Origin of the sequence: Aquiflexum gelatinilyticum, assembly GCF_024741135.1 — a bacterium.
Lineage (GTDB): Bacteria > Bacteroidota > Bacteroidia > Cytophagales > Cyclobacteriaceae > Cognataquiflexum > Cognataquiflexum gelatinilyticum.
In genome coordinates this window covers 40,396-51,736 of the sequence record NZ_JANSUY010000002.1, presented here as the reverse complement: position 1 = coordinate 51,736, position 11,341 = coordinate 40,396, and the positions used below count along the sequence as shown (strand labels likewise).

Annotated in this window: 8 protein-coding genes; 2 read left to right on the top strand and 6 right to left on the bottom strand. The window is 42.1% G+C overall.

Annotated elements, in window-relative coordinates; translation table 11 throughout:
* Nucleotides 1–129: 129 nt before the first annotated feature.
* The 3 genes from NU887_RS04100 to NU887_RS04090 form a co-directional block, all read right to left on the bottom strand.
* Nucleotides 130–699, bottom strand: coding sequence for a hypothetical protein (locus NU887_RS04100; protein WP_258422094.1), 570 nt, complete (start codon nucleotides 697–699; stop codon nucleotides 130–132).
* 310 nt (nucleotides 700–1,009) lie between these two features.
* Entirely contained in the window at nucleotides 1,010–1,699 is a 690-nt protein-coding gene (locus NU887_RS04095) for an NAD(P)H-dependent oxidoreductase (protein WP_258422093.1), read from the bottom strand.
* A 234-nt stretch (nucleotides 1,700–1,933) separates the two neighbouring features.
* On the bottom strand, nucleotides 1,934–2,587 hold the full coding sequence (locus NU887_RS04090) for a c-type heme family protein (protein WP_258422092.1): 654 nt from the start codon (nucleotides 2,585–2,587) through the stop codon (nucleotides 1,934–1,936).
* A gap of 177 nt (nucleotides 2,588–2,764) precedes the next feature.
* Between NU887_RS04090 and NU887_RS04085 the strand changes: the two genes are divergently transcribed.
* Complete coding sequence (locus NU887_RS04085; protein ID WP_258422091.1) at nucleotides 2,765–5,569, top strand: YCF48-related protein; 2,805 nt, start codon at nucleotides 2,765–2,767, stop codon at nucleotides 5,567–5,569.
* Nucleotides 5,570–5,773: 204 nt separating this feature from the next.
* Nucleotides 5,774–7,024: a cystathionine gamma-synthase family protein gene (locus NU887_RS04080; RefSeq protein ID WP_258422090.1), complete on the top strand. Its 1,251-nt coding sequence runs from the start codon at nucleotides 5,774–5,776 to the stop codon at nucleotides 7,022–7,024.
* Nucleotides 7,025–7,076: 52 nt separating this feature from the next.
* Here NU887_RS04080 and NU887_RS04075 read toward each other — a convergent pair whose 3' ends face one another.
* From NU887_RS04075 to NU887_RS04065, 3 genes are read right to left on the bottom strand one after another with little or no spacing between them, the layout of a single operon-like run.
* Nucleotides 7,077–8,459 (bottom strand): peptidylprolyl isomerase, encoded by a 1,383-nt coding sequence (locus NU887_RS04075; protein ID WP_258422089.1) that lies wholly within the window; start codon nucleotides 8,457–8,459, stop codon nucleotides 7,077–7,079.
* A complete protein-coding gene (locus tag NU887_RS04070) occupies nucleotides 8,452–9,354 on the bottom strand; it encodes a peptidyl-prolyl cis-trans isomerase (RefSeq protein ID WP_258422088.1) in 903 nt (300 codons plus the stop codon). The genes NU887_RS04075 and NU887_RS04070 overlap by 8 nt, the downstream gene beginning before the upstream one ends.
* Nucleotides 9,308–11,317 carry a peptidylprolyl isomerase gene (locus NU887_RS04065; RefSeq protein ID WP_258422087.1) on the bottom strand — a complete coding sequence of 670 codons (2,010 nt, stop codon included), beginning with the start codon at nucleotides 11,315–11,317 and terminating at the stop codon, nucleotides 9,308–9,310. The genes NU887_RS04070 and NU887_RS04065 overlap by 47 nt, the downstream gene beginning before the upstream one ends.
* Nucleotides 11,318–11,341 lie beyond the last annotated feature (24 nt).

The following is an 11,341-nucleotide window of genomic DNA, read 5'->3' as shown; positions in this document are numbered from 1 at the left end:
TTTATTGCCAATCAATCTTGTGTTTTTTTATTTGTATTCAAACCAATCTAAGACCTAGACTTTTCATTCCTTTAAATTGGAATTTTGGAATTTGTCATACTAACCCATTCATTTATTTTTAACTTTAATTCATTTACTTTGGAAGGATTTTCCCTTAAATTTTGGTTTCTCGGGGACTTGGACAAGCCCAATCTTGACTTGAAAATGACTTGCCCCTGCAGGTATGGCCTTGGGATTGAGAAAGCCTACCTGAGAGAAATCAAGTTTCACCATACCGGCTTCTTGGTCTAATTGGATCGTCGGCATTTGGCCCAAGAGGTTTTGAAGTTTGGCTTGCTTGGCAAATTCCTTTCCTCGAAATAGACTGACATCTCCACCAAGAAGGGTTCTTTTTCCCGGCCCATGTTTGCCGTCAGTCAGCATAATTTTTCTAAACGCCCCACTGAGTTGGGAATGTAAATAACCTGTATCCATTTGATACAAAAGAGGATGGGCCAAGTTTCTGAATGATGAGCTGAGCGTGGAAGCCCTTCCAAATTCATCATTCATCTTTTTGGTTCCAACAAAAAACCTGCTCAACCAATACCTTTTCTTGTTTTTTTGTCTTGCCTGCCGGGCAAAATAACTCCCGTTCATCAGGTAAAATGTAATCCCACCAAGAGTACCTACAAACTTGGTCCAACTTACGAGTTTAGCCATAGCTCCGTTATATCAAAGTACACCTTCCCTTACCCCTCCTTAGTAGTCCCCTTACACTTTGACCGTGTTTATACCGTGTTTTCACCGTGTTGGAGAGGAATCCTAGTTCTATCCCTTAAGAGTTAAATATATATAAATACCGGATTAGTTGTATTTCCTGGTAAAAAAAATGGGAGAGGAATATTACATCGCAATGGCTTCTCTAACCAATTGAGGGTGTTTCAATTGAACGACCTTTTGCTGTTGACCGTGGTCTGTCGACCGTGGACTACCATAGACTATTGACCATGGACTGTCGACTATGGACTAGTTAAAACCACTCACTCACCATTGCATCTACCTCTGTCAGTACAACTTTGAGTTCATCGTAAGATTTCCCTGATATCCCCATCAAAAACTCATGATGCGCGACCTGCATGCCGCAAAACCCAAAAATCCCGATCCCCATTAATTTCCTGACGGATTCATCCATGCCGTTTTCTTTGATAAATGTTTCATCAGCACCGGTGGTTTGAATGATACTGACTTTTTTGTCTTTCAATTTTCCTCTGATTCCTTCCACATCAGCTTCAAATGCAAATACAGGCGTAAATATCCGGTCCAAATATCCTTTCATCATCGCCGGCGGTGACCACCACCAAGTCGGATAAATCAGAATCAGGTGATCCGCCCATTGGATTTCGGTCTGTTCCACTTGGACATCGGCAGGGGTCTCCCCAGCTTGTGATTCGTAGCGCTTCCACTCTTCGAGCGAAAGTACGGGTTGGAATTCCATCTTATAAAGATCCCTAACCCGGACTTGATGACCGTTGTGAACCAACCTTTCTTCCACAGTTTTGGAAATGGCATGGTTGAAACTTCCTGGATTGGGATGGGCAAGTACGATCAGGACATGTTGCTTTTTTGTCTCGGCAAATAGATGTTGGAAGCCAAAAATAAAAGTCAAAAAAAAGGCAACAGTCAAATTTTTAAAAAATATAGGATTTTGGAATTTTTTCATGATATGAGAGGCTTATATGGATGGGCAACGATGTCATTAAATGGATTACCTATTATATTTCAAAGAAGCAAACTCAGCTATCCCTTACATCCCTGCCCGACGACAGGCGGTAGACTTCCGACTTTCTATTTCTGACTTCTTACTTTCGTCTCCCGTCCTGTGTCTAGTGTCTTTTTTTTCACCCGTGAATACAAGTTAATCGGCCTAATAGCATACCGCTCACAATAGAAGCAATTACATTTTCTTGACAACTTCTTTCTTTGGAATCCGGATGCTCCACATCCCTCTCAGGTCTCCGATTTTGTGTCCTGTAGCCTTGTCTTCGGGATACAATTCTGCAAGGGCCTTTTGCGTTTCGGCACTGATTTCAGTTCCTGGTTCACCATGGCAATTAAGACACATGCCATTCGGGATTTTGATGGCTTTGGTATACAAATAGACCTCACCGTTTTCAAATTTCTGAATGCTTGGGTCAAGGGGAAGTTCGTTTTCGGCATTGTATTCATAAGCCTCCAAAATCCCCTTTTCCTCCTCAGTGGGTTTATCTGCCGGATTCCGATATTTATTGGATGCCCGGCGGACAGTAACTCCGTATTTTGTACCCACTTCTTGAAGGATCGGGAAGGCCTGTACATTGCAAAATTCGATGGCCCCGGGAACCCCTTTTTCTTCTATAGCCTTTTGTAAGGCACTGACCAATTGTTGCTGGGCCTCTGTACTGATTTCATCGCCCCATTCCATTCCCGCTTGAAGGATGTCCACCTCATTGAGTTTCTTGACCTCCATGCTTTTGTTCACTTCTTCAAAAACCTCTTTGCTCACCCTTTCATTTGATCCACAGGATGATAAAAAGATGATTGCCAATAAAAAACCCAATATTTTTTTCATTTTTTTTATAATTCCAAAGTATAAAAATAAGGTTAAAAGATGAGTTAGTAAAAAGTTTATTGTTGTTTGTGCTCCAAAACTACTAAACAGACAGGTTTCATCTTTCTCAGACCATTCCGAAACCTTTCATTTTTGGTTTTATCTCCTATTTTTGTATCTCTTGAATCACCTAAATTGATGACAAATCGCTTCATAACTCTTCTGATTTTTATACTTATCCATTCTTTTTGTTATTCCCAGACATGGAAAAGAGTAGGTAGCCGCGGAAACCAACTGACAGGAATTTCTTGGGCGACTGAAGAAACTGGCTATGTTTCCGGCAACCAAGTAATCCTCAAAACAATAGATGGCGGCTTGAGCTGGACAGAACAGGAACCTCCGAGCAAAAACAAAATGTGGGGGGTAGATTTTTTCAATGAAACCCTAGGATTGATGGTGGGTGAACTGGGGGAAATTTTTCGGACCACGGATGGTGGTGCCAACTGGCAATTGATCAATGTCGGGACTGACAAAACCCTGCGCAGTGTAAAGTTTTTGACCCAGACACGGGCATATGCTGTCGGGGATGGCGGTGAAGTATACCGTTCTACAAACGGAGGCCAAAGTTGGGCAAAGCAATCTGTCGGTACCACAGTAGATCTTAACCGCTTGTTTTTTGCCAACCAAGATACCGGCTATGTAGCCACAGCTGATGGTAAAATCGTCAGGACATTCAATTCCGGTAACAATTGGTCAATCCAAAATACAGGACAATCCGCCGCATTGAATGACATTTATTTTACTTCTCCAAAAATAGGATATACGGTAGGACAGGCAGGAACCATCCTCAAGACAATAGATGCAGGATCCACTTGGAATCTTGTCACGAGCGGAACGGAACGAAACCTGACCGCCTTGTCTTTCAACAAAGCCAATCCCAATATCGGGGTGATTTTGGGGGAAAACGGCACAGTGCTCAGAACAGCCAATGGAGGTACCACTTTTGATGGAATCAATATTGCCAATATTCAAACGTATTACGGGGTAAGTTTCAGGAAGTCATCCAATATTGTTTATGCTGTGGGTAACAATGGCGCCATCATTTCCTCTACAAATTCGGGTTCCAGCTGGGCAACAAGACAATCCGGACTTGATGTGGATTATAAAGCTACCCAGTTCAGGACCGCCACTTTGGGCTATATTGTTGGGGAAAAAGGATTGTTTTTGGTTACTACCAATGGAGGTGCCACACTGACCAACAGGTCAAGGCCTGTTTCCGGAGCATTTCATGACATTGCTTTTACGACAAATCCTTTTGGCTATATCGCAGGAGACAACGGCGTAGCGCTTAGAACAGCCAATTCCGGTGCCAATTGGACATCCCTCAATCTTCCTATGGAAAACACCATATATGGTCTCCATTTCTTCAACAATACCTCAGGTTATGCAGTAGGCGATGATGGATTTATGGCAAGGACCATAGATTCGGGAGTGACATGGGAGAAAATGACAGTGGCAGGAACTACCGAGAAGCTTCGGGACCTTACCTTTTTCGATATGTTGACCGGATTGGTGATAGGCCAAAATGGATTCTTGGCAAGGACTGAAGATGGCCTACAATGGCAAAAAGTCAATGTGCCGACAACGGAAGACCTCATTGATTTGGATATTCTTGATCAAAATTCCGTAGTTGTTGTCGGAAATAACGGAACAGTATTGAAGACATCCAATAGGGGAATCTCTTGGACCAAAGTAAATGTGTCCGAAGCAAAAAACCTTACTGCAGTAGATTTTCTTGATGAGTCGGTGGGTTTTATTGCTGGAGAAAAAGGATTGATGATGTGGACCCGTGACGGGGGATTGACATGGACAAATATGCCTACGGGCACTTTTCAGGATTTCTCAGGGATAAGCTTTGGAGATTTGAGCAGCGGATTCGCTGTCGGTGAAAACGGCACTTTATTCAATTATAGCTGTCAGGTACCCGAGACGCCTACAGTGATTTTTGGTGAAGGCAATATTTGTATCAGTCAGCAGGTTTATCAGGTTCAAAATACAGATGTTGATGCTGTTTTTGAATGGAGAGTGGATGGCGGAACGATTTTGGAAGGACAAGGTACCAGCAGGATTGTAGTCAGGTGGGATACCCCCGGAAGAAATGCAGTTTTGGTGAGGGGCAAAAACAACTGCGGAAATGGCGGAACCAAAGGACTTGAGGTCTTGGTGTCAACCACACCCAAAAACATCACCGAAATTCAGGGTGAAGGTGTAGTTTGTTTGGAGGGTTCAGTGGATTATGAGGTCAATGATGTTCCCGGAACTGTTTTCATATGGGAACTTACCGGAGGTACGATTACGCAAGGGCAGGGGACGGCTAAAATAACGGTACAGTGGACAGAAGCTGGTCAGAAAGAACTGAGAATCAAACCTACCAATCCATGCGGGGAAGGTACTTTCTTCTCAAAACCCATACAGGTCATTTCCCCACCAAGCCAAACTTCTGAAATCCAAGGTCCTGACAGGGTCGGTCTGACAGAGGAGACCTATGAAGTGACCAATATGCCCGACATTAATTTCCAGTGGCAGATCAGTGGCAATGCCGCCAAGATTCTGTCAGGTCAAGGGACTAATAAAATAACAGTATTTTGGGAAAAACAGGGTGATTTTACAGTATCTGTTACGGCAATGAACAGTTGCAATTCCGGTCCTGTGACTTCATTGGAGGTAAATGTAAACTTCATCACGAGCATAGGATCAGAACCTTCAAATACCAGGACAAAAGTCTATCCAAATCCATCTCAAGGAGATGTATGGGTTTCTTTTGAAGGCATCAATGGGGTAAGCCGCATTCAGATAGCAGATGTGATGGGGAAAGAGGTTGAGGAAATCAAACCGGAAATGGGTTTGGAAACAGTTGTTTTCAGAGCCCTGCCAAAAGGTTTATATATAATTACCATCAGGGGCCGCGAAAAGGAGTTCAAGCACAAAGTTTTGGTGAGGTAATTTTTCCCTATATTAAGTAACCGCAAGACTTCAAAATACGAGCTAAACAAATTTATATTTTTTTATTTTAAATATTTCAGATTTTTATTCCTTTTTATAGGAATGATTATAAAGTTTTATTTATAAAATCAGAATTATATTTTTTTATCTCTATTGACAATCATCAATAATTTATTGTCATTTGCCTGCATAAACCCAAATGTAATGCAAGAGAGATATTTCCAGCCTGAGAGTCTGATGATGACTCATGGGTACAAACCTGAATTGTCAGAGGGGGCAGTAAAATGTCCCATTTTCCAAACAAGTACTTTTGTATTTAAAACCGCCGAAGAGGGCAAAGCCTTTTTTCAGGTGGCTTATGGCAAAAGAGAGAAAGAACCCAACGAGGAGTTGGGATTGATCTACAGCAGACTCAATAACCCTGATCTTCAGATTTTGGAGGAGCGCCTTTGTCTTTGGGATCAGGCGGAAGAGTGTGCGGTATTCGAGAGTGGAATGTCTGCAATCTCTACGGTGATGTTAGAATTTTTGAGGCCCGGAGATACTTTAATATACAGCAAACCTGTCTATGGGGGGACAGACCATTTTATCAATAAAGTACTTCCAAAGTATGGCATCAGGGGTCTTGGATTTACCGCAGGGCAGTCCTCATCCCAAATTCTGGAAGAGGTGTCAAAAAGGGGTTTAAGCGACAAAGTTAAAATGGTCTATGTGGAGACTCCTGCCAATCCCACCAATGCACTTTTTGACCTTTCAGTCTGCAGAGAGGTCGCAGACCAATTGTCAAATCCAGACAAAGAAGTAGTGGTCTGTGTAGACAATACCTACATGGGGCCTCTTTGGCAACATCCTTTGAAGCACGGAGTGGATTTAATAGTGTATTCTGCTACCAAATATATCGGTGGGCATTCAGACCTGATTGCAGGAGCGGTTTTAGGAAACTCAAAGCATATGAAAAGGGTAAGAACCCTGAGAACATTCCTTGGCAATATGGCAGGGCCATGGACAGGATGGCTTTTGATGAGGAGCTTAGAGACCCTTAAGGTGAGGATGACCAAGCAGGCAAGCAATGCAGTAGAAGTGGCAGATTACTTAAAATCACATCCTAAAGTGGAAATGGTGTACTATTTGGGACATTTGGAACCCGGTGATCCTCAATACGATATTTTTAAAAAGCAACAGACCTGCGCGGGGGCCATGTTGTCATTTGATATAAAAGGAGGGGAAAAGGAAGCATTCCTGTTTTTGAATAACCTCAAACTGATGAAATTAGCAGTTTCATTGGGAAGTACAGAGTCACTCGCAGAACATCCTGCAACCATGACTCACAGTGATGTATCAGAAGAAGACCGAAAATTACTTGGGATCAGCGATAATCTGGTAAGATTATCCATTGGTGTTGAACACCATTCCGATATCATTTGGGATATCCAACAGGCATTGGAAAAAGTGTAGCTAAAAAAAGAGCTTCCATTTTTTGGAAGCTCTTTTCTTTCATAATCACGATTTATTTTTTGCTCAAGACATCGCAACGGTCATAGGCAGGATCAATATCAATAAAGACATCTTCTTTGGCGGTGATAAACCACCTACTGAGCAATGCCTCTTCTTTTCTCCTCCTTGCTGCAGCTTTCATTTTCTCATAATCATCCTCAAGATTCGCACGGTGTGCAGGAAATCTCTCTTTGTAGAAGAGAATCCTGACTTGAACACCTTCTCTTTCGGTTTCGAACCGGATCGGCGGTGTGATGGAACCTACTTTCATGCTATCGAGGGTAAAATACAAAACAGGGTCATCAAGGGTTCTCAAAGTAAGCCTGCTTGAATTGTTGTTTGGGTCCACAAAGAAACCGCCATTGTCAGAAGTTGCACGGTCATCGGAATTTTCTTTCGCAGCTTTTGCAAATTCAATTTTTCCATCAATTATAGCCGTTCTGATGCTGTCCAAAAACCTTTCGGCATCCACAATGTCCTGATCAGAAGGTTCCGGACGGATTAGAATATGTCTTGTATTAAAGGTATTTCCCCTTCTTTCCAAAAGTTGGATCATGTGAAAGCCAAAGGCAGTTTCGACAGGATCACTGATTTCAAGGACTTCGAGTCCAAGCGCGGTTGCTTCGTATTCAGGAGCCAATTCTCCTCTTCTGAAAAATCCCAATTCACCACCCAAAGGTGCTGACCCCGGATCTTGGGAATATTGCTTGGCGAGGGTTTGAAAATCAGCTTTTCCGTCCATGATCTGATTTTTGAGCCCCCGAAGCAGCTCAGTGATTTCGTTTTTTACCTTTTGGTTTACCTCAGGTTTTTTGACGATTTGGCCTACCATCACCTCTGCAGAAAAAAACGGCAATGAATCTCTAGGAATTTCATTGAAAAATTTTCTGACATCAGCCGGAGATATAGAAAGGCCCTCTGTGATTTTTGCCTGCATTTTTTGGACAAGCAGCTGCTCCTTGAGGAGATCGTGGATTTCTGTTTTCAGTTGGTCTGCGGTTTTACCATAGACCTCAGCCAACATATTTTCATCTCCCCCAAACTGTTGCATTACCATTGCAAACCTTTGGTCTGCCTGAAACATAACTTCTGCATCTGTCACCATCACAGAGTCTATCTCTGCCTTTGCGACCATCAGTTTACTGATCAGCAAAGATTCAAAAACCTCACATCTCGTCGGAGGTTGTACATCCTGTTGGGATTGGGAGATCGCTTCTATATAGGACTTTTGGATTTCGGATTCCAAAAGGATATAATTGTTTACTTTGGCTACTATCTTATCGATTACCTGACCTGAGGGAGCTGCTGTTTCTTTTTTTTCTTCTGCCTGTGAGAAAGACTGAAAAGTGATCAGATTCAAAAAACAAATGGCCAGGAAATAATTCAATCTACTCATATATTTTAAATTCATTTTTTTCAAGTGCTCGGTTATAAACTTCCTTCTGTAATTGATCGACGAGTTCAATCCTTCTTTTGTTGATCAGAATTTTGGTAATTTCATCTCGGACAAATTCCAAGGGCGGAACTTGATCCTGCAATTTGTATTCCAATATTTTAAAATAATACCTGTACCGGTCATCATCTGTGATTATAAGCTTATTGTTTCTAACCAGTTCTACCTTATTGGGATGATTGGCCAAAGGGGTATTTACGATGATGTCATCAAGCTTGATCCAGGTAGAATCTTCGAGAAAATAATTGGCGCCGGAATTGGCAGCCAATGCTTTAAAGGTATCTGAATCTTTTTGATTCTGTGACCTGAGCATCCGCTCCAGCTGTTTGTTTTGCGAAGATTCTTTCTCGGTCTTCACAAAATTCACCCGGACAATTATTTCTTTTAAGCTGAAATTGACTTTGTTTACCTGATAATAATCTTCAATTTCCTGCTGACTGATGTTATTGTTCAGGTTTTCCTCCACATACTTCTTTTCGAATTCGTAGACCATCAAGGCATACTTGTAATCCAAAAGTTTACGGTTGATTTCTGCTTCATCAAAGGCCATTGATTTGCCGGCTTCTTTGATGAGGAGTTGTTTTCTTATCCAAGACTGAACATACCTACTTGCGATATTGGCACTGTCCTCCTCGGATTTGCTTTCGGCCTTGATAAACGAAAGTTCAGACCGAAGCAGGTTTTGATTGCCCACAGTTGCTATTACAAGGTCTGCTCCGGCTTCAGTTTCTGATTTGAATCGAAAGAAATCACATGCCCCTGTCAACAACAAAAGGAGTATCGCCAAAAGACTACTTCTGCACTGCAAGGTCAAATATTTTTTGTTTCTCTTCCTCATTGATTTGGACAGCGTATTTCTCCTTTAAGGAAGAAATAAGTTTTTTGTCAAGGAATTCCTGGTAATCTTGGATAACCTTCCCCCTCGTTTCTTCAAATTTCTTGGGTCCGGGCAAAACCTTTTCTCCCAATACCAACATGTAGGCTTTTCCCTCAATCCTCAATTCCTGAAAATTTTTGCTCATGTCTGCGTTTTTCAGGATGGGATGCTGCTGCCATTCAAAGATCCCTTCTGATACAGTAAAAGCCAAAGGGTTGTTTATTAAGAAGGTGTTTTCCAAACGGTCGACGAGATTGGGCTGGTATTTTTTGTCAGCCAAAAATCTCCTGACTGAAGGAATGCTTTCTTCTTTTCCCATAGTTAGGATCAAAGCTTGCACCCGATCATTCCATTGGTATCTGTTAATGTTTTCCTGATAAAAGCTTACTTGGCCCAAGCTGTCTTCGATGGCTTTTTGCCAAACCTGCTCATTCATAAGAGAAAAAAGAAGGATGCCGTCTCTGTATTCCTGGATCAATAGTCTGTATTCTTCATTGTTTGTCATCAAGTCGGTGATTTCAGCCTCCTGAAGCTTGACCTCTACAAACTTGTCAAACCATGTTTTGAAGTAATTCTGTGGATTGGTTCTGACCACCTGACGGTCTTCTGCAATAAATTCCAAGAGCCCCTTGACGGTATTTGGTGTACTGTTTATATTGAACAATACTGAATCGGAGAGATTTTTGGATTCAATGGTTTTGGCAATTTCCTGTCTTGGAGTGGAAGCGAAAATGCCACTGATGGAATCCACAAGGATTTCATTTTCCACAAAACCATACTTTGATTTTTGGATAGCCACGACCTGCGATTGGATCAAAGTAGACCTACTGTCTCTCAGAATCCTGGACTTGATGGAGGATTCCATCTCCTCGTAGCTTGCAAGGGGTTTTTTGCCTTCAAGCCGGATGATATGATAGCCAAAAGGTGTCTTCACCGGAGGGGAAATCTCCCCCTCTTCCTGAAGCGAAAACGCTGCCCTTTCAAATTCAGGAATGACCGAACCCAAGCCAATCCATGGCAGTGAGCCTCCGGAGTTTTTGGTGCCGGTATCTTCTGAATAAAGCTGACAGATTTCCTCCCATGAACTTTCAGGTTTTTGCAGTTCGGAATAGATTTCACTTACCTTTCTTAATATACGCTCTTCCGTGATCGGGTCGTTTCCTTGAGACCTTACCAAAATATGGGAAACTTTTACCTCGCCCGGATTGGGCTGACGGTCCTCAAGTCTGATGATATGGTAACCGAAATTGGTCAAAATAGGATCTGAAATCTGACCCACCTGCATGGAATAGGCCGCATCCTCAAAAGAAGAAACCATCTGTAATGCGGTAAAGTATCCAAGATTTCCCTTATTGTCTTTGGCGGATGGGTCATCAGAATGCTCAAATGCCAATTCATTGAAGTCAGCGCCGTTTTCAGCTTCCTCTTTCAGCTTCAACGCCATTCTCAAAACAGAAATAGTATCTGCCTGACTGGCATTAGGCGGAAACTGTAACAAAATATGGCTGGCTTTGACCACCTCTTTCATCCTGTTATATGCCTTCATCAGTTCACCTTCCTGAAGGGAATTTTTAATCAAAAACGGCTGGGTAAGATCATCTTTGAAAACTTCGAATTCTCTTGAAAACTCCTCAGTTTTATCCAATCCCATGCTTTCTGCCTCTTTGACTTTAAGCTTGTAATTGATAAAAAGATCCAGATTTTCCTGAAATTCTTCCACCGATATTTTGCTATCAGGATTTTTAAATTCCCTGTTTTTGGTAAGCATGTGCAAAAATTCATCTCCGAATACTGCATTGTCCCCAATAGATAATAAGGGAGAAGGGAGCACTTCCTGAGTTTCTACTTTCGTGACAGTAGATTTTGGGCTGCATGAAAACCCTAGAATCAGGATTAGGAAAAGAAATCGACTTATATTAATCATAGACAAAATGCCGGAAAACAAGTG

Bases quoted from the DNA above. Each gene is read 5' to 3' on its own strand.
- NU887_RS04080 (WP_258422090.1), top strand. From the start codon at position 5,774: ATGCAAGAGAGATATTTCCAGCCTGAGAGTCTGATGATGACTCATGGG.
- NU887_RS04095 (WP_258422093.1), bottom strand. From the start codon at position 1,699: ATGAAAAAATTCCAAAATCCTATATTTTTTAAAAATTTGACTGTTGCC.
- NU887_RS04065 (WP_258422087.1), bottom strand. From the start codon at position 11,317: ATGATTAATATAAGTCGATTTCTTTTCCTAATCCTGATTCTAGGGTTT.
- NU887_RS04075 (WP_258422089.1), bottom strand. From the start codon at position 8,459: ATGAGTAGATTGAATTATTTCCTGGCCATTTGTTTTTTGAATCTGATC.
- NU887_RS04085 (WP_258422091.1), top strand. From the start codon at position 2,765: ATGACAAATCGCTTCATAACTCTTCTGATTTTTATACTTATCCATTCT.
- NU887_RS04100 (WP_258422094.1), bottom strand. From the start codon at position 699: ATGGCTAAACTCGTAAGTTGGACCAAGTTTGTAGGTACTCTTGGTGGG.
- NU887_RS04070 (WP_258422088.1), bottom strand. From the start codon at position 9,354: ATGAGGAAGAGAAACAAAAAATATTTGACCTTGCAGTGCAGAAGTAGT.
- NU887_RS04090 (WP_258422092.1), bottom strand. From the start codon at position 2,587: ATGAAAAAAATATTGGGTTTTTTATTGGCAATCATCTTTTTATCATCC.